This window comes from Gordonia rhizosphera NBRC 16068 (assembly GCF_000298195.1).
GTDB classification, from domain to species: domain Bacteria; phylum Actinomycetota; class Actinomycetes; order Mycobacteriales; family Mycobacteriaceae; genus Gordonia; species Gordonia rhizosphera.
On record NZ_BAHC01000070.1, the window covers coordinates 1 to 21,462 of the forward strand.

20 protein-coding genes are annotated in these 21,462 nt (G+C 63.9%); 11 read left to right on the forward strand and 9 right to left on the reverse strand.

Features of this window, described 5'->3' with window-relative positions; translation table 11 throughout:
* Window positions 1–112: 112 nt before the first annotated feature.
* Complete coding sequence (locus GORHZ_RS08355; protein WP_006331998.1) at window positions 113–1,003, reverse strand: VOC family protein; 891 nt, start codon at window positions 1,001–1,003, stop codon at window positions 113–115.
* A 377-nt stretch (window positions 1,004–1,380) separates the two neighbouring features.
* Between GORHZ_RS08355 and GORHZ_RS08360 the strand changes: the two genes are divergently transcribed.
* From GORHZ_RS08360 to GORHZ_RS08395, 8 genes are all read left to right on the forward strand, one after another.
* On the forward strand, window positions 1,381–2,610 hold the full coding sequence (locus GORHZ_RS08360; protein ID WP_006331999.1) for a CaiB/BaiF CoA transferase family protein: 1,230 nt from the start codon (window positions 1,381–1,383) through the stop codon (window positions 2,608–2,610).
* Between the two features lie 47 nt (window positions 2,611–2,657).
* A complete protein-coding gene (locus tag GORHZ_RS08365) occupies window positions 2,658–3,494 on the forward strand; it encodes an NAD(P)-dependent oxidoreductase (protein ID WP_006332021.1) in 837 nt (278 codons plus the stop codon).
* A gap of 102 nt (window positions 3,495–3,596) precedes the next feature.
* A complete protein-coding gene (locus GORHZ_RS08370) occupies window positions 3,597–5,054 on the forward strand; it encodes an aldehyde dehydrogenase family protein (protein WP_006332022.1) in 1,458 nt (485 codons plus the stop codon).
* Between the two features lie 61 nt (window positions 5,055–5,115).
* Complete coding sequence (locus GORHZ_RS08375) at window positions 5,116–5,976, forward strand: mycofactocin-coupled SDR family oxidoreductase (protein WP_006332023.1); 861 nt, start codon at window positions 5,116–5,118, stop codon at window positions 5,974–5,976.
* Between the two features lie 71 nt (window positions 5,977–6,047).
* Complete coding sequence (locus GORHZ_RS08380) at window positions 6,048–7,409, forward strand: cytochrome P450 (protein WP_006332024.1); 1,362 nt, start codon at window positions 6,048–6,050, stop codon at window positions 7,407–7,409.
* 19 nt (window positions 7,410–7,428) lie between these two features.
* The gene (locus GORHZ_RS08385) at window positions 7,429–9,123 is read left to right on the forward strand and encodes a 4Fe-4S binding protein (RefSeq protein ID WP_006332025.1); all 1,695 of its coding nucleotides are present in this window, start codon (window positions 7,429–7,431) and stop codon (window positions 9,121–9,123) included.
* Window positions 9,124–9,189: 66 nt separating this feature from the next.
* Window positions 9,190–10,662, forward strand: coding sequence for an NAD-dependent succinate-semialdehyde dehydrogenase (locus GORHZ_RS08390; protein WP_006332026.1), 1,473 nt, complete (start codon window positions 9,190–9,192; stop codon window positions 10,660–10,662).
* Between the two features lie 21 nt (window positions 10,663–10,683).
* Window positions 10,684–10,896 (forward strand): enoyl-CoA hydratase-related protein, encoded by a 213-nt coding sequence (locus GORHZ_RS08395; protein ID WP_051998808.1) that lies wholly within the window; start codon window positions 10,684–10,686, stop codon window positions 10,894–10,896.
* Between the two features lie 169 nt (window positions 10,897–11,065).
* Here the strand turns inward: GORHZ_RS08395 and GORHZ_RS08400 are convergent, their stop codons facing one another.
* Genes GORHZ_RS08400 through GORHZ_RS08410 form a run of 3 tightly spaced genes read right to left on the reverse strand, consistent with a single transcriptional unit; the run spans window position 11,066 to window position 14,657 of the window.
* The gene (locus tag GORHZ_RS08400; RefSeq protein ID WP_006332029.1) at window positions 11,066–11,785 is read right to left on the reverse strand and encodes an ABC transporter ATP-binding protein; all 720 of its coding nucleotides are present in this window, start codon (window positions 11,783–11,785) and stop codon (window positions 11,066–11,068) included.
* On the reverse strand, window positions 11,782–12,624 hold the full coding sequence (locus GORHZ_RS08405) for an ABC transporter ATP-binding protein (RefSeq protein WP_006332030.1): 843 nt from the start codon (window positions 12,622–12,624) through the stop codon (window positions 11,782–11,784). The genes GORHZ_RS08400 and GORHZ_RS08405 overlap by 4 nt, the downstream gene beginning before the upstream one ends.
* Window positions 12,621–14,657: an ABC transporter permease gene (locus tag GORHZ_RS08410; protein WP_006332031.1), complete on the reverse strand. Its 2,037-nt coding sequence runs from the start codon at window positions 14,655–14,657 to the stop codon at window positions 12,621–12,623. The genes GORHZ_RS08405 and GORHZ_RS08410 overlap by 4 nt, the downstream gene beginning before the upstream one ends.
* Before the next feature lie 303 nt (window positions 14,658–14,960).
* Between GORHZ_RS08410 and GORHZ_RS08415 the strand changes: the two genes are divergently transcribed.
* Window positions 14,961–16,190, forward strand: a complete 1,230-nt coding sequence (locus tag GORHZ_RS08415) for an ABC transporter substrate-binding protein (protein ID WP_006332032.1) — start codon at window positions 14,961–14,963, stop codon at window positions 16,188–16,190.
* A 60-nt stretch (window positions 16,191–16,250) separates the two neighbouring features.
* Window positions 16,251–16,496 carry a hypothetical protein gene (locus tag GORHZ_RS08420; protein ID WP_006332033.1) on the forward strand — a complete coding sequence of 82 codons (246 nt, stop codon included), beginning with the start codon at window positions 16,251–16,253 and terminating at the stop codon, window positions 16,494–16,496.
* A gap of 425 nt (window positions 16,497–16,921) precedes the next feature.
* Here GORHZ_RS08420 and GORHZ_RS08425 read toward each other — a convergent pair whose 3' ends face one another.
* From GORHZ_RS08425 to GORHZ_RS08440, 5 genes are read right to left on the reverse strand one after another with little or no spacing between them, the layout of a single operon-like run.
* Entirely contained in the window at window positions 16,922–17,944 is a 1,023-nt protein-coding gene (locus tag GORHZ_RS08425) for a zinc-dependent alcohol dehydrogenase (RefSeq protein WP_006332034.1), read from the reverse strand.
* A 27-nt stretch (window positions 17,945–17,971) separates the two neighbouring features.
* On the reverse strand, window positions 17,972–18,490 hold the full coding sequence (locus tag GORHZ_RS31550) for a hypothetical protein (RefSeq protein WP_373279576.1): 519 nt from the start codon (window positions 18,488–18,490) through the stop codon (window positions 17,972–17,974).
* Window positions 18,430–18,600 carry an acyl-CoA thioesterase domain-containing protein gene (locus tag GORHZ_RS31555; RefSeq protein WP_006332036.1) on the reverse strand — a complete coding sequence of 57 codons (171 nt, stop codon included), beginning with the start codon at window positions 18,598–18,600 and terminating at the stop codon, window positions 18,430–18,432. The genes GORHZ_RS31550 and GORHZ_RS31555 overlap by 61 nt, the downstream gene beginning before the upstream one ends.
* Before the next feature lie 16 nt (window positions 18,601–18,616).
* Entirely contained in the window at window positions 18,617–19,747 is a 1,131-nt protein-coding gene (locus GORHZ_RS08435; protein ID WP_006332037.1) for a zinc-dependent alcohol dehydrogenase, read from the reverse strand.
* Window positions 19,747–20,196 carry a tautomerase family protein gene (locus GORHZ_RS08440; protein ID WP_245551380.1) on the reverse strand — a complete coding sequence of 150 codons (450 nt, stop codon included), beginning with the start codon at window positions 20,194–20,196 and terminating at the stop codon, window positions 19,747–19,749. The genes GORHZ_RS08435 and GORHZ_RS08440 overlap by 1 nt, the downstream gene beginning before the upstream one ends.
* Before the next feature lie 77 nt (window positions 20,197–20,273).
* On the opposite strand from GORHZ_RS08440, the gene GORHZ_RS08445 reads away from it, so the two are divergent.
* Window positions 20,274–20,846, forward strand: coding sequence for a TetR/AcrR family transcriptional regulator (locus GORHZ_RS08445; protein ID WP_006332039.1), 573 nt, complete (start codon window positions 20,274–20,276; stop codon window positions 20,844–20,846).
* Window positions 20,847–21,462: the final 616 nt, after the last annotated feature.

The following is a 21,462-nucleotide window of genomic DNA, read 5'->3' on the forward strand; positions in this document are numbered from 1 at the left end:
TTCGACTGCAGACGCGGGTCACGAACCCACGCCCGGGTCAGGCTGGATGTTACCCGGCTGACCACACGGCATCCAGGTCCCGGACGTCGTTGAACTCCGGACCACACCGACGTCACGCGGCGCCCGGCGCAGGGCAGGTGAAGCGAAATGGTGCGCCGTGGGTGGTGTCGGGATCGGTGAGAATGGTGTGATCATCGCGAGCCACCGTCTTGATCTCCTTGGACCGGAGGTAATCCTCGGCCCGGTCGAGATCGTCCACCCGAAAGCAGACTGCGTGATGCATCTCGCCATGTGCGGCGAGGTCGTCGGCAGCCAGCGTTCCGCCGCGATTGGGGATTGACAACTGCACCAGCGAGTGCCCGATTCGGATGTAGACGTCATCCGTGCCGGTGAGAGCCGAGCTCGATTGCCCGACAACCGTTCCTCCCAGCACGGTGGTATAGGTGTGCGTGGCTCGCCGGAGGTCCCTGGTGAGCACGGTCGTGTATGCCATTCCGTGCAGACCCAGGGGATGATTGGTTCTCCACCACTGAGGATCGAAGTCGGGCTTGAATCGAGGATCGAGCCCGGTGATCGCCATGCGCGTCGGTAAGAACTCCAACTGTGTGACCGTATCGTTCGGATGAGTGAAGATGGGGACAGGATCTTCCGATGGCGGTTGATCGGCAGCTTCACCGAGAATGCGAATGCCGTTGCTCTGCAGCTGATGCCACAAGGCAATGTCATCCTCGCAGTACCACGCGATGGAATGCCAGTGGTTGCCGAACCGCCGATAGAACCTGCCGAGCGGATAGTCCTCCCACCCCTCTTCCCGAAACGCCGGAGCCAGCGGCTCGATGACGACATCCCCGAGGACAACCAGTGAGGCGTCGCGCTTTTCATCCTCGAGGTAGTGGTTGTCCAGGAAGCCGCGCCGTACGCCGAAGACATCGTCGTACCATGCCTCGAGCTCGGCGAGGTCGCCGGTTACATGGATGAGATGAAAGATGTGGCCAATCGTCACGAGTCGAGAATCCTATCCGGTTGTATGAAAGATATTGTGCAACGGGTAATCACGGCGAAGTCCATCGATCGGGACACTCCTGGATCGGTCGACGGTCGGCTCGGGTTCGGTCGTCTTGATCGGTGCAGTCGAGTCACAGGCGCGGGTCGCGAGCCGTGCAGGCCATGGTCCGCCGTTCTGTGAACCATGGTTCGATTCTAGAAACCCTTGTGCAATTCCTCTATAGGAAGTACATTTTTTTTCATGACATGGCTCTCATCGAGTGAGTTGCCATGGCAGATGTCACAGATGCGACCACGGATAACCCCGAACGGCGCATCGCACGTCAAATCTGTCTCGGCGCAGGTCGCCGATACCGAGATCTGTGGGAGTTGTTCATGCCGGCAAGGCCGATGAGTGGCGTTCGGGTCGTCGAGGTCGCCCAGTTCACCTACGTTCCCGTCGCGGGAGCAGTCCTCGCCGATTGGGGTGCTGAGGTCATCAAAGTCGAGCACGCGGTCACCGGTGACGCGCAGCGCGGCCTACAGAACGTCGGCGGCGTCGAGGTCCTCGGCGGATTCTTTCCGCTTATGGAGCATCCGAATAGGGGCAAACGTGGGATCGGTCTCGCGCTGGAGAACCCCGAGGCGCGGGAGGTGCTCTACGAGATCGTCCGCAATTGCGACGTCTTCGTCACGAACTTCCTGCCCGAGGCTCGTGCCCGACTTGAGATCGATGTCGAACACATTCGCACGATCAATCCGGACATCATCTACGTCCGGGGCAGCGCGCTCGGTTCGCGTGGACCTGAGGCCGGCAGTGGTGGTTACGACGCACCCTCGTTCTGGTTCCGTGGCGGCAACGCCGCCGGTGCCTCGTGGCCGGGCCTGGAGGGTATGGTCGGACAACCGGGGCCGGCGTGGGGAGACACGATCGGTGGGATGAACATCGCCGGCGGCATCGCCGCCGCCCTGTTCTCCCGGGCACAGACCGGGGAGCCATCGATCGTCGACGTCTCTCTGCTCGCCAGCGGTGCCTGGGCCAATGCACTCTCGATCGACATCGCGCTGGCGGGCGGATCGATCATGGCGGGAACCGATCCGACGGGCATGCCCGGTGTCACCGGGAATCCGTTGATGGGCAATTTTCGGACCAAGGATGATCGCTTCCTCAATTTCTGCATGCTCCAGCCAGGTCGGTACTGGGCTGACCTGTGCACACACATCGACCGCGAGCACCTGATCGGCGACGAGCGGTTCGACACCACCGAGAAGCTGATGTCGAACTGGGCGGCGGCGGCAAGCGAGATTGCGGCGGCGATGCGGTCGAGGTCATACGCAGAGTGGATCGAGCGCTTCCAGACACTTCAGGGACAGTGGGCTCCGGTTCAGAACGCTCTCGAGGCCGGCCTCGACGAGCAGCTACGTGCCAACGGTCAGGTTGCCGTCGTGCTCGACGAGGAGGGTGGCGAACACGAGTTGGTCACCTCCCCCGTGCAGTTCGACGAAACGCCGGCCACTCCCGGACGAGCGCCCCGGTTCGCCGAGCACACCGACGAGATCCTCAAGGAACTGGGGCTCGACGAGGAGCGGATCATCGCGCTGAAGATAGCCGGGGCCGTCACCTGATCCGTTGCCGGACAGGGAATCGACCAGGCTCAAGAATGGAGACAACGATGGCGGTGGGATTTGTCGGGGCCGGGCGGATGGGCCTTCCGATGGTGCGCAGGCTCGTGGCGGCTGGACATCCGGTACGGGTGTCGGCGTTGTCGAACGAAGAAGGGTCTCTCCTCACCCGTGAGGGCGCGACTCCGGTATTCGCCGTGCGAGCCGTCGCCGACGACGCGGCCGTGGTGATCATCTGTGTCTACTCCGACGAGCAGGTTCGACAGGTCGCATTCGATGAAGGTCTCATCGATGCGATGGAGCCGGGATCGGTGCTCGTCGTGCACACGACGTGCAGCCCTCGTACAGTGCAGGCTCTCGCGGAATACGCCGCCACACACGGCGTACAGGTTGTCGACTCGCCGATCAGTGGGGGACCCGATGACATTGCCGCAGGCCGGATCACGTCGTGGCAGGGCGGTGATCCGGATGACGTGCAGCGCATCCGCCCCTACCTGAATAGTTATGCCGACCCGATGATCTATGTCGGTGCGGTGGGCAGCGGGCAGACCGTGAAACTCCTCAACAACGCGGTGTTCGCGGCGAACGTCGCGCTCGCGGTACAGGCGGCGCGGATCGCCACTGAGCTCGGTTTCGACGAGAAGGCCGCGGTGGAAGCGATGCGTTACGGAAGTTCGGACAGCAAGGCGTTGGCCATGATCGCCGCAAGTCCGAGCAGTGACACGTTCGTTGAGATGGTGCGCGAGTTCCTGGGCAAGGATGTCGTGGTCGTCCGTCGGATCACCCATGACATCGGTGTCGACCTCGGGCCGATCGGTGACGTGCTCGACAGTGATGACGGGCGGTCGGTCCTGGGTGTGCACATCGGGGAGCGCGCACCCAGCTGACTGCCCATCGCGCGCCGCCGCGCCGCCTTGTCAGACCATCGGTCGATCGAGTCACCGATCACCGAAAATACTATTTCACAACAGGATTCACGGGAGTGGCACATGAGCATCCAGGAATACCGCATGCTGATCGATGGCGAGCTCGTCGGCGCCGAGGGCGGGAGAACCTACGAAAACATCAATCCGGCGAACGAAGAGGTCATCGGTACCGCACCGAATGCATCGGTCGGCGACGTGGAGCGGGCGATTCGAGCGGCCCGCAAAGCATTCGAGACGACATCGTGGTCCACCGACGCCTCCCTGCGTCGCAGGAGCCTCGGCCAGTTGCAGGCCGCGCTCACCAAGAACCTCGACACGCTGCGGCCGATTCTGGTGGCGGAAGCGGGATCACCCATCGCGCTGACCTACGACATCATGCTGGACACGTCGATCCCGATGATGTCTCACTACATCGACCTGCTCGACAGCTACGATTTCGAGCGCACCATCGACCCGGCACCCGGTGACGATCCCGGTCTCAGGCGCATCATCCGGCACGAGGCGATCGGTGTGGTCTCGGCCATCACCCCGTGGAATTATCCCTTCTACCTGGCGATCGCAAAACTCACCGCAGCGCTGGCGGCAGGCAACACCGTCGTCCTGAAGCCCGCTCCGGATACTCCGTGGAACACGCTCGAGATCGGACGAATCGTCAAGGAGTACACAGATATCCCTGATGGCGTGGTGAATATCGTGTCCACAGATGACAACGAGGTCGCCGCGGTGCTGACCTCACACCCCGAGGTTGACGCGATCACCTTCACCGGATCGACCGCGACAGGTCGGCGGATCATGGCCGCTGCGGCACCGACCGTCAAGCGCGTCACGCTCGAACTCGGCGGCAAATCATCGGCCATTCTGCTCGACGACGCCGACTTCGGGTCGGTGATCCCCGGTGTCGCGGGAAGTACGTGCAGCCACGCTGGTCAGGGATGTGGGATCTATTCTCGTCTGGTCGTTCCTCGCTCGCGGTTGGACGAGGCGGTCGAGATCGCGGTGGCAGTGATGCAGCAGATGCCGTGGGGCGATCCCAATGATCCCGGCAACTACATGGGCCCGCTGGCCAACAAGCGCCAGTACGAGTCGGTACTCCGGTTCTACGACATCGCGCAGCAGACCAGCCGCGTGGTGCTCGGGGGCAAGGCCAGTAATCGGTTCGAGAAAGGCTACTGGGTCGAACCGACCGTGATCACCGACGTCGACTCCCTGTCGACCGTGCCGCAGGAAGAGATCTTCGGTCCGCTGCTGTCCATCCTCTCGTACGAAGACGACGCCGACGCGGTACGCATCTCCAACAACACGATCTACGGCCTCGCCGGTGGGGTCTGGAGCGCCGACGTCGAACGCGCCATGAACGTTGCACGCGGCATGCGTGCCGGATCGATCGGAGTGAACGGCGCCATGTGGATGCACGAGTCCGTGCCGTTCGGTGGCTACAAGCAGAGCGGTGTCGGGCGTGAATGGGGTGTGCAGGGGCTCGAAGACCTCATGGAGACCAAATCCATCGCTCGCCCGGCCTGATCCCCATCACCACCAGAACTTCACCACGACAGAGACAGATCGATCGAGAGGAAGACATCACATGGGAAGAGTTGAAGGCAAGGTCGCGTTCGTCACCGGTGCCGGCCGCGGTCAGGGACGCAGCCACGCGGTGCGTCTGGCCGAGGAAGGCGCCGACATCATCGCCGTCGACATCTGTCGCGACATCGAATCGAACTCCTATCCGCTGTCGGGTCCCGAGGACCTGAAGGAGACCGTGCGGCTGGTCGAGGGGCTTGGTCGCCGGATCGTCGCGACGGAGGCCGATGTCCGCGAGGCCGCCCAGCTGAGGTCCGCTCTGGACCAGGGTCTCGAGGCATTCGGCAAGGTCGATGTCGTCGTCGCCAACGCCGGTATCGCGCCGATGTGTAGCAACTCGGGCCGCCAAGGCTGGCTGGACGTCATCGGTGTCAATCTCATGGGTGTGCAGAACGCCATCCACACCGCTCTGCCCCACCTCGGGGAGGGCGCTTCGATCATCGCGACAGGTTCGGCCGCAGCGTTCATGCCGAACGAGATCCAAGAGCGTCCGGGCGCCGATCCCGGCGGTGCCGGCTACACGGTCGCGAAACTCATGCTGTCAAACTACATCCACGAACTGGCGCGCATGCTGTCCGGTGAGATGATCCGCGCGAACGTCGTACATCCGACGAACTGCAACACCGGCATGTTGCAGTCCGAGGCGATGTATAAGGCCTTCCGTCCGGACCTCGAGAATCCGACCAAGGAAGACGCCATCATCGCATTCCCGGAACAGCAGGCGATGCCGATCCCGTGGGTCGAGCCGGAGGACATCAGCAACGCTGTCGTCTACCTCGCCTCCGACGAGTCGCGCTACGTCACCGGCATGCAGATGCGCATCGATGCCGGTTCGTACCTGAAATTCCACTCCTTCCACAAGTAAGCCCCGAGCGTGCCATCCCCGACGTCACCAACGCCGAAGTCCCCCATTCTGCTTGAGACCCGGAGCAAACCATGACCACGGAGAACGTATCCAAGGTTGACCCGCACGAACTGAAGAAGTGCCCGGTCGACTACGAGCGCCATGGCCCACATTTCCGTGAGGAGTTCGTCGAGAAGACCCACGAACTCCACGCCAAGTGCCCGATCGCCTGGACCGAGGCCTACGGCGGCCACTGGATCGCCAGCGGCATCGACGAGGTCTTCGCCATTGCGCGCCGCTCCGATGCGGTGACCAACTTCCGCGATGCCGATGGCACCAAGAACGGTTACGAGGGCATCAGCATCCCGGCCCTCCCGCAATCCGGACCGTACGCGCTACCGGGATTCCTCGAACTGGATCCACCCGAGCAGACCGACTTCCGGAAGATCCTGAACCCGTATCTGTCGCCGGCCGCTGTGGCGCGCTGGATTCCCGTCATCGACGACCTCATCCGCGCCTGCCTGGACGAGAAGATCGAGAGCGGCGAGATCGACTTCGTCCACGATCTCGCGAACATCGTGCCCGCAGTGGTGACCATGGGGCTCATGGGATTCCCGCTGACGGACTGGGAAATCCACAACGAACCCGCGCATGCGCAGGTGTACACACCTCCGCATTCGCCGGAATTCCCTCGGGTGTGGCAGATGATCGAGGAAAGCCGCGCGGCGATGGCGAAATCGGTCGAGGACATCCGAGCGAAGCCACGGCCGGGCCTGATCAACGCTCTGATGAACGGGACCGTCGCAGGCAAACCGTTGAGTGATCTCGAGATCGTCGGAACCACCACACTGCTGATCGGAGGCGGGTTCGACACCACCACAGCACTGACCGGCCAGTCGCTCCTGTGGCTTTCCACGCATCCCGAGCAACGCAAAGAACTCTCCGAGGACCTCGCTCATCTGCTGGACCCCGCGACCGAGGAGTTCTTGCGCTACTTCACCCCGGCCCAGGGCGACGGTCGGACCTTCAGCCAGGATCTCGAGATCAACGGCGCGCAGTTCAAAGAGGGTGAGCGACTCTGGCTGTCGTGGGCCATGGCCAACCGGTCACCGGAGGCCTTCCCGAATCCCGACGAGGTCGACTTCCACCGGCGCGGAAACCGCCACGCCAGCTTCGGACTCGGCATACACCGTTGCATCGGCTCCAACGTCGCGCGAACCATCTACAAGCGCATGATCACCGCGGTCCTGCAGCGGATGCCGGATTTCGAGTGTGACGCCGACCAGGTCGTGTACTACGAGTCGGTGGCGGTGATCAACGGTCTGGTCAATCTGCCGGCAACCTTCACGCCGGGTGTGCGTCAGGGACCAGGTCTTGTCGAGACCATCAAGCGCGCCCAGCGGATCGTCGACGACCAGCGTCTCGCCGAGTCGGTGACAAAGAAGAAGGGGTAGGCCGCGAAAGGAGAACCACATGGCTTACGTCATCACCCAGGCCTGCTGTAACGATGCGTCGTGCATCCCGGTCTGTCCGGTCAACTGCATTCACCCCACGCCGGATGAGGCGCCGTTCATGCGCACCGAGATGCTGCACATCGACCCTGAGGCTTGCATCGACTGTGGCGCATGCGTCGAGGAGTGTCCGGTCGAGGCGATCGTCGCCGAGGATGAACTCACGGAGGAGGAGGAGCCCTACCGGGAGCTCAACGCCGACTACTTTCGTGTGCACCCGTTCGACGGTGCGCCACCGGATTTCGAATCACCAGGTCCCGTGGAGGATCTCGCTGATCTGCGGGTCGCGATCGTGGGTTCAGGCCCGTCCGCCTTCTTCGCAGCGATGGCGCTCGACGATCTTCGTGGTCCGGTTGTCCAGATGTACGAGCGTCTCTACACACCGTTCGGGCTGGTGCGATACGGCGTGGCACCGGACCACCAGACCACCAAGGCGGTCACTCGACAGTTCGCGTCCCTGCACAGGTCGAAGACCTTCACCCTCAACCTCGGTGTGGAGGTCGGCAAGCACGTCTCCCACGAGGAACTACTGGCCCACAATCATGCGGTTGTCTACGCGGTCGGTGCCTCGTCTGATCGCAGGATGGAAATCGCCGGCGAGGATCTCCCGGGCAGTCACGCGGCAACCGAGTTCGTCGGCTGGTACAACGGTCATCCCGATCACACTCATCACACCTTCGATCTGTCGGGCACGCGTGCGGTCATCGTCGGCAATGGCAATGTCGCCCTGGATGTCGCGCGGATCCTGCTATCCGATCCCGAGCATCTCCACACCGATTCCGACATCGCCGACCATGCCCTGGAAGCGTTGCGCAACAGCAGAATCAAGGAGGTCGTCGTCGTCGGTCGCCGTGGCATCGCCCAGGCCGGCTACACCAATCCGGAGATGATCGCGTTGTGCAATCTACCGGATGTCGATGTGATCTTCGATCCGTCCGAGGTCAGGACCGACGACGTCGTCCAGCACGTGCTCGACGATGAAGAGACCGAGTCCTCGGTCGACTTCAAGGTGAGGTTCGCACAGGAGCACGCCGGAACCGGTACCGGTAGGTCCAAACGACTCGTCATGCGTTTCCTGGCCTCTCCGATGCGGATTCACGGTGAGGGGCGGGTCGAATCGGTGGAGATCGCACTGAACCGACTGGAGGTCGACGACGATGGTTCGGTGTCGGCGACTGCGACCGGCGCAACGGATGTCATCGACACGGGCCTGGTGTTCCGGTCCGTCGGTTACCGAGGCGTCGCGGTACCTGGGGTGCCCTTCGACGAAAGGCGGGGGGTCATCGCCAATGAGCACGGGCGGGTCATCGACCCGGAGACACGCGAGCAGCTTCGGGGCGTCTACACGACAGGTTGGATCAAGCGTGGTCCGTCAGGGGCGATCGGCACAAACAAGAAATGCGCCGACGACGTGGTGAAGTCGCTCGTAGAGGACTTCTTGGCCGAGACGCTCGATAGTCCCGCCTCCTCGCAGGAGGATCTCGACGAGACGATAGCCTCCCGACAGCCCGACCGTCTCGATTTCGAGGACTGGACTCGACTCGACCGGGCCGAGCGCGAGGCAGGCGGGTCTCGAGGTCGCCCGAGGATCAAGTTCATCGACGCGGGCACGATGCTCGATGTGGTGAGATCCGGCCGCCAGGCGCTGGATATCTGATTGATTTGGTGTATTTGCTCGGGCCTCGAGCGCGTTTTGCCCGGCTTGAAAGGTCAAGGAGATTACGTGTTGCCACCACTTCTCGAGAGTTCTGCAGCGACCAAGGAGTCACTGTTCATCAATGGCAAATGGCGCCCCGCGGTGTCTGGCGAGACGTTTGATGTAACCAATCCGGCGACCGGTGACGTGCTCGCAGCCGTCGCGGTCGCAGAGCGCGAAGACGTGCGTGAAGCGATAGACGCAGCCGAATCCGCCTTCGCGGGGTGGGCGGCCCTGACCGCCTATGAGCGCGCCGATTATCTGACGGCTGCGCACGATCTGATGCTGGAGCGCGCTGAGGATCTCGCGCACCTGATGACGCTCGAACAGGGAAAGCCGCTGAAGGCGTCGCGGAACGAGGTCAGATACGCCGCGGACTTCCTCATCTGGTTCGCCGAGGAGGCCAAACGCGTCTATGGTGCGACCATCCCGTCGGCGCGCGCAGACCAGCGGTTTCTGGTCCACCGTGCGCCGGTCGGTGTGGTTGCGGCGATCACCCCCTGGAACTATCCGATCTCGATGATCACCCGCAAGGTCGGTCCGGCGCTGGCCGCGGGTGCGCCCATCGTGCTCAAGCCGGCCACACAGACCCCGCTCACCGCGATCGCGGTATTCAAGATCCTGGAGGAGGTCGGGATCCCTGCGGGCGTGGTGAATCTGGTGACGACGAAGAACCCGCGCGTCTTCAGCGCGGAGGTCATGGACAGCACGGCAGTCCGCAAGGTCACGTTCACCGGTTCCACCGAGATCGGCAAGGTACTGGCCCGGGACGCGGCGAACACGGTCAAGCGGGTGTCTCTCGAACTCGGCGGGCACGCGCCGTTCATCGTATTTCCGGATGCAGACCCGGTCCACGCGGCCAAGGGCGTCTCGTTGGTGAAGTTCCTCAACACCGGGCAGGCCTGTATCAGCCCCAATCGCATCTATGTGCACCGGTCGATCGCCCCGGCATTCCTCGACGAGCTGACCAGGAGGGCCGGCAGGTTGCGGGCCGGCAACGGTCTCGACCCGACCAGCGGCATCGGCCCGTTGATCGACGAATCGTCGATGGAGAAGATGGAGAATCAGGTCTCCGATGCGACGCGCCACGGTGCCGAGGTGCTCGTCGGCGGTGGACGGTTGACCGGCGACGAGCACGCCGGTGGTAACTTCTTCCAGGCGACCGTGCTCTCCGGGGTAACGCCGGAGATGCAGATCTATCGGGAAGAGACGTTCGGGCCGATCGCGCCTGTCATCCTCTTCGATGATGACGATGACATCATTGCGATGGCCAACGACACCGACTACGGGTTGGCCTCGTACGTCTATACGCGGGATCTCTCGCTGGCCCTGCGGACCGCCGAACAACTGCGTTTCGGCATCGTCGGGATCAACGACATCAATCCGACGTCGGCGGCTGCACCGTTCGGAGGGGTCAAGCAGAGTGGGCTCGGCCGCGAAGGCGCCGCCGAGGGCATCTTGGAGTATCTGGATACCAAGCTGATCGGTATCAGCATCTGACACCACCTCAGCGTGTGTGCGGTGAGCCGTGCGCGCGACATGCTCTATACCGGGCGACAGGTGTCCGCCGAGCTCGCACTCGACTGGGGATTGGTCACCGAGATCAGCGATGAGGTTTTGACGCACACGTTGGCGGTGGCCGAAAAGATCGCACTCGCCGCCCCAATTGCATCGCGGCTGGCCAAAACGTGTCTTGAACAGTCGGCGGCGGGGCTCGAGGCGTCGCTACAGTGAGAGGCGCTTGCCCAGCCGGTGACGATGACGACCGCCGACATCCACGAGGGTATCCTCGCCTTCCGCGAGAATCGGACACCGCGATTCGAGCGTCGCTGAACGGTCTCACGAAAAGCGGCGTCATCGCCGGTCGCGCGTGTCGACGCCTGGCGTGGTCCGGTGAGGAGAATCAGGCCGCGGTGGCGGAGCCCAGGTAACGATGTAGCAGTTCGTCGCCGGCCTTGTGGGCTGGGCCGGACCAGGCGAGGTTGCCGCGTTGCAGGATCAGGCAGTGGTCGGCGAATTGTATTGCACGTCCGGCGAACTGCTCGATCATGATCACCGATACTCCCTCCTGGCGGGCGGCGGTCAGGGCATCGAACACCGTGTCGACCATCTTGGGGGCGAGTCCCAGGGACATCTCGTCTGCGATGACCACCTTCGGGTTGACCATCAGCGCCCGCGCCAGCGAGAGCATCTGCTGCTCGCCGCCGGACAGAGTCCCTGCTATCTGCTTGCGGCGCTTGGCGAGCACGGGGAAGTAGTCAAAGGCGCGGGCAATGGCCTCCGATCGATCCACCTTGTCCACCGCGAGTGCGAGTCGGAGATTCTCCATGACAGTGAGGCGAGCGAATACCCCTCGTCCTTCCGGGAGGTGGATCAGACCTTCCCGCCTGATCTTGTCGGCCGAGTGTCTCGTGATGTTCGTCCCGTTGAATTCGATGGTGCCGGCAGTGGCGGGTATCAGCCCTGAGATGGTGCGTGCGAGAGTGCTCTTGCCCGCGCCGTTCGGGCCGAGGACCGCGATGGCGCTGTTGGTCGGCAGGTCGAAAGAGATCCCGAAAAGGGCCTGGGCGGAACCGTATCGGGCCGACAGTGCCCGGACGTGCAGCAGTGGTGTGGCGCTCATGCGATTGCTTCCTGGTCGATGTCGGCCGCTGCTTCCCGCAGTGCCACGGAATCGTCGATCTCCTCACCGAGGTAAGCGGCGCGAACGGAGGGATCACTGCGGATCTCCGCCGGAGTCCCCTCGGCGATCTTCGCACCGAAGTCGAGGACGTGCACAGTGTCGCAGATGCGCAGCACGAGTTCGACGTCGTGCTCGACGAACAGCAGCGACACACCGTGGTCGTGGACGACCGCCTCCATCACGTTCGCGAGTTCCTCGGTCTCGCGCACGTCGAGTCCGGACGATGGTTCGTCGAGCAGCATCACGCTGGGCTCGACCGCGAGCGCTCGCGCAACCTCGACCAGTCGGCAGGATCCCAGCGGCAGATCGCCGACAGCCCGATCCCGGATCGCACCGAGGTTGAGCGCGTCGACCAGCGCATCCACGCGCTGGTCCTCGGCACTCGATGACCGCGCGAATCCACGACCGGTGAACAGATCGCTCCAGATTCGGCTCCTGGCGTGCCGAATTCGATCGGCGAGCACGACGTGCTCGCGAACCGTAAGGGAGAGAAACAGTTCGGGGTGCTGGAACGTCCGTGCCATTCCACGTGCGGCCCGGGACTGGGGCGTCGTACGGGTCACGTCCGCGCCATCCATGAGAACGGTGCCCGAAGTGGGCGTGAGTAATCCCGACAGAACGCCGAAGAGTGTGCTCTTGCCTGCTCCGTTCGGCCCCACCAGTCCCACGATGGACTTGGGGGGAACCGAGATGCAGACATCGCTGAGTGCTGTGAGGCCCCCGAAGCGCATGGTGATGTCGCGTGCCTCGATGCGTGCGTTGCCGGTCTCGGTGCTCATACGTGCCCTCCAACATTGATCTCGTCGGCGCGTCTCGCGATCGGGATTTCCGGGGTGTGTTCCGAATCGCCTGGCGGTGAGGTTGTTTCGACGCTGTCGGCTTCCGGTGCCAGTGCATCTGGGCGTCGGAATCTCGCGACCAGACGGCCGAGGTCCCTGCCTGTCTGGGCGATGACGCCCTGAGGATTGCGTGCCACACCGATCGCACCGAGGCCGAAGAGGATGGTGGGTACGTCAGCCAGATCCGACGGAAGGTAACTCGAGAAGAAGCCCGGCATCAGGTAGATGAGCAGGCCCGCGACCAGTGCGGCGATGATGGAGCGCGACCCGAGGGTGACCAGGACAGCCAGCCACACCATTCCGATGAAGGGATTGAAGCTGTCCGGCAACGTCGAACCGAAGTTCATCGCGAGGAACCCGCCGCCGACCGCGGCCACGAATGTAGCGAGCGCGGTCAGCATCACCTTGACCTGTACGACGCTGAGTCCCAATGTGCGCGATCCATTCTCGCTCCATCGCACCGCACCCACGGCCAGACCGGTGGTCGACCGGCGAAGGTTGGTGATGAGCAGACCGAAGACCAGGAAGACTCCCAGGGCCAGGTACGCGAATGTCTGCGGTCCCGCTGCGAAATCGGGCCGTGCCATCGTGACGCCGGTACCGTAGTTGTAGAGCGTGTCCTGCGTGAAGACCAAGGTGGTGATGAGAAGGCCGAAGCTGAGGGTCACGAGGGCGACGTAGAGGTCTCCGAGCCGGATGGTCAACAGGCCCAAGAGGATGCCGACCGGGGTGACGACAAGCGCAGCCACGAAGACCGCGAGAAGCGGGGACCACCCGTGGTTGGTGGCGAGTTCCGCAGACAGCACTGCGCCCATGCCGGCGAAGGTGATCTGGGATAACCACACCATGCCGCCCTCGCCGACGACCAGCGTGTAGGACAACAGGGCGATCGCGCAACAGATTCCGGCCGTGGCGAGTCCTGTCCAGTATGTGGTCATCGTCAACGGAAGGAGCGCGACGACCGCAATGGTGATGGTTGCGGCGATGAGCGAGGGACGCAGGTATGGGCGTGTCCTGCTCTGACTGCGTGGTGCCGTTGTCGGATCGTTGCCGTTGGTGCTGATCGCCCGATCGAGTCCGCCGCCGGCGACGACGTCTCCGGCCTGGCCGCGAAACGCGTGATAGAGGAGAAACCCGAACATCAGGACGAACGGCACGCTGGGGATGGCTTTCGCGGCGAATGCGCTCTCCGGGTCGATGAACTTCTGGATGACACCGGTTGCCAGACCCATCAGGAGGGCGGCCGCTATTGCCACCGGCACACTTCGGAGCCGAGCTGCGACCACGGCGGCGAATGCGGTCGCCATCAGCCCGGTCATGGCCTCCGCAGAGAGCCCCGCGGTGGGAGCGATGAGGATGCCGGCGAGTCCGGCGAGAACCGCGCTGGCCGCCCACACCCCGATGGACACGCGTCCCGGGCTGATCCCGCTCAACGATGTCATCGCCTCCGAATCGACAAGTGCGCGTACCTTCATACCGACGTCGGTGAACCGAAGTAGCCCGCCCCCGACCACCACGACCACGATCAGCCCGAGGTAGATGGCCAGTTGATCGCCGGTGATCGTCGCACCGAAGAGATGGAACACGGCCAACGGGCGGGGTGCCAGACCCGGTGCGGTCACATTGACGAGTCGGCCGAAGACCATGCTGACCAGTGGCGGCAATGCAACCGACAGACCGATGGTCGCGACCAGCTTGATCAGCATCGAGCGCAGACGCAGATGACGGAAGAGCAACAGGTAGAGAGTCACACCCAAGAGCGGGGCGAAGATTCCGAGCGACACGACCGCCGCCGGGAGGATGGACCACCCCTGTTCGGTGTGGAGAAAGTAGTAGCAGCGGGCCACTGAGAACGCCATGGCCGCGAACGCCAGATTGAATATGCCCGACGCGACGAAGGTGATGACCATCGACCCGGCTGCGATCGCGTAGATCGATCCGAGTGCGAGTCCGGCCAGGATGTACGAGAGCACCTCAACCTCCAAAGGCTCTGAGGACGGTCCCGGGTGTACACCCCGGGCGCCCCAAGGGGGTGCCGCGGCGAGAAGGTTCGATAGAAATCGAAATATGTTGGGATACGCGGCAAATCGTCCTCGATTATCTGATTGCCGAGACGAAACCTGTCAAGGTATCGCCGGTATTTCGGCCGGAATCGCACACTTCTCGGCCGAACACTTCGATGACAGTGACAACCTCAAAGGTTTGGGGCATTGTGTCCGCCACAAGGGCTGCCGAATGTGGGGTAGCCCATAGAATAGAACGAGGTTGGTGAGGGTATGCGCAAGAAGGCGCTTCAAGCTGCGGGACTCCTGTCGGTGGTCGTGATCGCAGCCGCGGCATGCAGTGATGACAACGGTTCGAGCGGCGGTGCGGAGGGTCCGATCAAGATCGGTGTGCTGACGTCCCAGAGCGGACCTGCGAGTGCCGCGTTTGCGGGCACCGAAGGCGCCGTGAAGGCGCGCCTGGAGGCCTACAAGGCAGATGGCGGCAAGTGCTCGAACAAGCAGATCGATGTGGTGATGGCCGATGACCAGTCTTCACCCCAGGGTGCGCTGGTCGGCACGCAGAAGTTGGTGCAGCAGGACAACGTGCACTCTATGCTCGAGGTCACCCCGTACTTCTTCGGGGCTGCAACCTTCGCCACCACAGCAGCCAAGGACACGCCGGTTCTCGGTGCTGCGATCGACGCTGCCCCTCAGTGGCTGGAGGACGGCAACAATCTGTTTGCCGCGATGATGACCGTCCCGGACACGTCGAAGACCTACACCTCTATGGGCGACTACTGGAAGTCCTTGGGTATCAAGAAGATTGCTTCGGTAGCCTATGACAACAAGGCATCGGCAGACAGCATGGAGTCCGTCATGCGGTCCGCCGAGGACGCCGGGATTGAGCGCGTGTATGTGAACGACACGATCCCACTCGGCTCCACCGACGTCGGCTCGACAGTCCTGGGTATCAAGAACTCCGGCGCGCAGGCACTCTACCTGCCGATCAATCCCGACACGTCCCTGGCGATCGTGGCCGGTTTGCGTCAAGCGGGAGTGAACCTCGAGAGCATCGTATCCGCGAGCGGGTACGGTGGCGACCTTCTCGCTTCGCCACCGGCCGTGCAGGCGGCCCAAGGGGTGACGTTCCTCTCCTGGTCGGAGCCGGCCGAGATGAACACCCCGGCCACCCAGAAGATGTCGAACGCGTTGAAGAAGTATGCGGATTCGGCCACCGGAATCCCGACCATGTCGCAGCAGTTCGCCTGGAACACAACAGATCTATTCCTCCATGGACTGGAGATCTCGGGCTGCAACGCGTCGCCGGCCGAGTACCGGTCGACGCTGCGCGAGGACAAGACCTGGGACGACGGGGGCATGTTCGCCCACCCGGTTGACTTCTCCACAACCGCCAGTGACACCGAGTGCCTCTACATGGTCGATTTGAAGGGCGACAGCTTCGTTCCCCAGCCAAAGAACTCTCCGCTGTGCGGTACGACGGTGGCTCCCCAGAGTTCGTAGCGTTCGATTGGCCCCCCGGTCGCCCCGCGCTCGGCCCATGTCAGGCCGGGAGCCCCAACAATGACGGTATCGGTCGGTGGCGTCGACAACGCCAAGCTCGATTTCGACTGCGCCGTTCGGCGGAGTGAAGTCCAGTGGATCGCGGAGGAGTGCTTGGTCAAGAAGCTGATCCACCTCCGAACTGGCATCGGCGCGCGCGAGGCCGGTCACCGGACCTGGTCGGGACCGGCCTCGCGCCGCATCATGTGTCCGAGCCCGTGGCATACGCGCGCTCGACCGGTCGAGATCCGCGAGTTGCATCAGTGAGATCGGCGGGGTCCGCTACAGTTCGTACACCGTCGGCGAAATGGCCTGGTATGGAATTGGTTTCGTTCTCTTAGTCGATGATCTACGAGACCCGTTGGGTCGCTTCGTTGATCAGGTTGTAGGGCTTGCGCGGCCTCTGCACTGTGTGGCACGTCGATCAGATACCGCGGAGGAGTGCGCGGCGGTCGCGGCTCAGCGTGATCCAGCGCAGGGATGATCACCCCAGGTTGGCACCATCCGGCAACGCGCCGTCCTCACCAAGCCGCGCCGCGATGAACGCATCCAGAAGACCCCGGTGACGGTGTGCAGCAACGACTCGCTGGCCTTGCCGACCTCGTGCGTCCTTCGGTGGGCATCCTCGCTTCGTCAAGTGTTTGTATGGAAGGCCACGAGCGGGTCGTCTGAGTTGGTGTCGTGACGCCGCGTCAGGCGGGGTCGAGGATGAAGATGGGTTTGTGGCCCGGGTTGGGTCCGGTGAGGACGTCGGGGATCTGCTCCCACGGGTAGATGCCGCTGGTGACCAGCTCGGGATGCAGCGTGCCGTCGGCGACGGCTTGCAGCGTCGGTGTCATGTTGGGGCGCGCCATGCCCTTGCCGTTGTGGAAGTTCACGCCGCGCTGGTAGAGCGACAGCAGGGGCAGGGTCACGTCGGCGAAGTAGATGCCGACGCTGTTCACGGTGCCCTCGGGAACCACCGACAGCAAGGCCTTGCGCAGCGTGTCGGGATCGCAGCTGGCGTCGACGGCCACGTGGAAGTCCTTGTCGCGCTTGCCGTTGATGTCGTGTACCTCGGCGCCGAGTTTCTCGGCGACCGCCATCCGTACCGGATCGTCGTCGTAGTAGACGGTGTGGGCCTTGGCGCAGTGGACGGCGACGTCGACGGTGTAGAGGCCGATCGATCCGGTACCGCCGAAGACGCCGACCTTGGGGGCGTCGATGCCCTCGATGGCCGGCATCACCGTTTCCCAGCCGAGTGCGAAGTTGTCGCCGATGGAGGCGAGGTGGATGGGGTCGACGCCGTTGGGGAGTCTCGCGAGGTTGTAGTCGGCGAAGGGCACCCGGATGAGTTCGTCGAAGGTGCCGCCCCACTGGCCGTTGACCGGCAGGCCGTACTGCGCGTCGCCGTGCACGAGGCAGCGGGCCGGATGCCCGATCGAGCACTGCGCGCAGGTGCCGCAGGCGATGTGCCATGCGACGCCGACCTTGTCGCCGACGGAGACCGCCGTGCACTCGTCACCGACTGCGACCACCGTGCCGACGCATTCGTGCCCGAGCGGGAAGGGCCCGAATGGCGAGAACGGGGTCTTGTCGGCGATCACGTGGTGGTCGAGATCGCAGGTGGTCGACGCGATCGGGCGCACGAGCGCGTCGGTGGGATCGACGAGCACCGGCTCGTCGACCTCGTCGAATCGCAACTCACCGGGCTTGACGAACATCAGACTTCTCATCGGGCTTCTCCTGTTCGGGATTGGTTGTCAGGCGAACACTGCAACGGTTTGGGTGGCGGTCATCAGGGGTCGGCGATCGGCGTCCGACATCGTCATGTTCTGGTGGGAGTAGCCGTGCCGGGTGAAGGTGCGGGTCGATTCGAGCAGAAACCACTCGTCGGGCGGCGGGGGATCGTCGGTGTATCCGCCTGCGACATGGGTGTCGTCCCGCCGGCGCGGCGAGTGTCGAAGTTGTCGACGAAGGCCGGTCGCAGCGGAGATGGCTCGGCGAACGCCGGACAGTCCTGTGGTTCCGGAACGTCGGGGCAGGGGAGGAAATCGTGGTCGACCGTGCTGTCGCGGGAATGTGCGAACACGAGGTTGGCCTGCGCACCGACCTGTCCCTGGCTGGTGGCTTCGACGGCGAAGCTGGTGGCGGAGCGTCCGCGGCGCAATCGACGTGCCGCGATCTCGACCTCGGCGATCACCGGCGCCGTGAAGGAGAACTATGCCGAGGTCAGGGTGGGCAACTTGGCGTCCTCGGTCATCAGTGCGGCCTGGACCGATAGCGCGGCAGTCAGGCCGCCGTACGCGGTGCGGCCCTGGGTCCATCGGTCCGGGATGGCGATCGGGGTGGCCGGCTGAAACTTTGCGATCAGATCCGAAAGGGTTGTCATCGATACCTTTTCATGGTCAAGAGACACCAAGTGGTGCCCGGTGCAGCACCAGCTTGGTGGTGTGCGCCCGATATGCCTGTGGCGCATCATCCCAGTCGGCGAGCGTGGTGGTCACGGTCTCGGCGGGCAAGTCGTGGTCGATGAGGAAGTCCAACAGTGCCGGCAACACCGGGCGCACATGGGAAACCCCGATGCGCAGAGTCGCATCGTTGGCGTACATGTGCATCAGGGGCACCTTGGTACCCGGTGACACGTAGTAGCCGACCGGGGTGCAGACTCCGCCGGGCCGCAAGGCGCGCAACGCCGCGTCGACACCTGCGGCACTCGACGTACATTCGACCGCGATGTCGTATCCGCGCGGAGGAATGTCTGATGGCCGGATTCTCCTGCCCCGCATGGGGTGAACGGTGGCGCCGAGCTTCTCGGCGATGGCCAGTCGTTGCGGCTCGTGGTCGATGTAGTCGACGGTTCCGGCGCCATGCGCGACGGCCAGACCCGAGGCGTAGAGTCCGATGCTCGCCGCTGCCCCGCCGAGGATCAGGACCGAGCCACCCGGGCGCTGGGCGAGTGCAGGCACCACGCAACGCCATGCGTCGGCGAGGTTGTCACTGGCGGAAGCCGCGCGCAGTGGATCCAGTCCCGCGGGGAGCTTGACCAGCATGTGATCGGCAAACGGAATCCGTAGCCGGTCGGCGACCATCGCTCCCCAGGGGCCACTTGCGGGACCGAATCCAAACGCGGCGAGGGTGCTGGTCGACGTGGTCGAGCACTTGGCCGTGAGTCCCCGCCGGCACTCGACGCAGTCACCGCACGAGACCGCCCACGGCACGACGACGAGGTCACCGACAGCGAGACCGGTGACCTCGTCGCCGAGTTCGATGACCTCGGCGACACCCTCGTGTCCGATCCCGAACGGGCCCCGGAACGGAACCGCGCCGCAAATACTGCCCACGATCGGGTCGATCAGGGCTGTTCGCATGCCGATCTGCATCGCCCGGGAGACGTGGCGGTGGATGGGCAAGGTGTCACCGTCGCAGCGGGCGGCGACGAAGGGCCGGACGATGGCATCCCGCGTGCTGCGCAGCTGTGGGTCGGGAAGTTCTCGCCAGTCGAGGCGGTTGACCCCGAACAGTGCGAGTTCCCGCATCAGGGCTTGTCTTTCGAGGCAGCCGCGACGGCCCGCAGCTCCTCGAAACGAATCACGTTGCCCGCCGCACCCCAGGTACCTTCCGGCTGTTCGTGAATCAGCACCCACACGCGCAGGCTGTCGGCGTCACCGAGTTCTGCCGCCGCGGAGACGTCGCGGGTGACCTCCTCGATCAACCCGGCTTTGCGGCGGTCCGACAAGGCGCCCTGCGGTACCGTCACATCGACACGGAACCGGGGCAGGTCATCTTCCGGACTGCCGAACGCCGACGGGTCGACCTCGTCGATCAGGCACCACGCCAGCGAACGGAAGAACGCGTTGTCCGGTGCGCCCTCCCACCGCAGCAGCGTGGCCGCCAGCGTGGTCCGGAGGCTCGCGCGGGTGTCGGCGTCCAGGACGCCCTCGGGCAGTGTCAGTTGGATCATCGGCATGGTGTTGACCTCGCTCACCGGTGGACTATAACGGTCGTCATATTCTGATGCGTACGGTACGCTAAGACGACTGTCATAGGCAAGAGGGGCGAACGATGGCCAAGCAACCCGTGCGTGACCAGCTCGTCGCGGGCGCCGCCGACATGCTCGGTCGTCGCGGACTCCGGGCGACCAGTGTGCGGGAGCTCGCCAAACACTCCGGCGCGCCACTGGGATCGACGTATCACTACTTCCCCGGCGGCAAGTCCCAGCTCGCGGTCGAGGCAGTCGAGTTCGCCGACGCGCTGACGATCCGTGTGCTCGCCGACGAACTCGCCTCGGCCGGACCGATCGCCGGGTTATCCAGCTTCGTGGACATGTGGCGTGACGTCGTGGTCAAGAGCGACTTCCGCGCGGGGTGCCCCGTCTTGGCCGTTTCGGTGGAGGAACCCGGTGACGACGACGCCCCGCTCCGGGCAGCGGCGGTCGCCTTCGAACACTGGACGTCGATGCTTGCCGAATCGCTGCGCGCACACGGGGCCGACGCGCAGGCCGCGGAGCAGACGGCCACCCTCATCGTCGCTGCGATCGAGGGCACCGTGGCCATGTGTCGTGCCCAGCGGAGCACGGATGCGCTGGATCGCACGGCCGACGCGCTGGAACATGTGGTTCGCGAGATCACCGGCTGACTCTTTGGTCGCGACTGCGCTCATCGCCACCTCGTAGGCGACCATCAACGATCGGAGAGGATCGGTCCCCGAGGCCGTAGTGACCCGCAGCCGAGCGAGTCGGGAGACCTCCCATGCCGCAGTTTGATTCGCTACGCACTGTTGTGGCCTTCACCTTGCGGTGAACCTCACGTAAGACGCCACTGGGCACTTCGACGACGGTTCCGGGCATTAACCGAATGGGATCTCGGCTGATGGTCAGCTGACCTCCCTATCGCCGGCACGGCGGAGTGAGGGGTAATAGCCCTGGCAAGCGATCACACTGCTGGCGGCGTCGATGATACGACACGTATTCGATTGCTGGCCAGTTCTTTACGCCACCGGCACTCGGATCTGCCCCGGCCTCGAGGTCCGTCTCCTTTGCGCACGCTATGTCAAAGACGCCGCATCGTCCGTCGGTGAGCAGTTGTAAGCCGCCGGAGTGATCGGCATGTGATGCTCAGGCCGGTGCTGCGGTCGGCAGTGAAGTTGCTGTGGCGCATGTATTTCGGGCGCCCAAGGAGGGTCAGATCGTGCAGGACTTACCGTCGACCGTGCACCTCGAATCGTCGACCGTGCGATCTTGAGTGCGCAATCG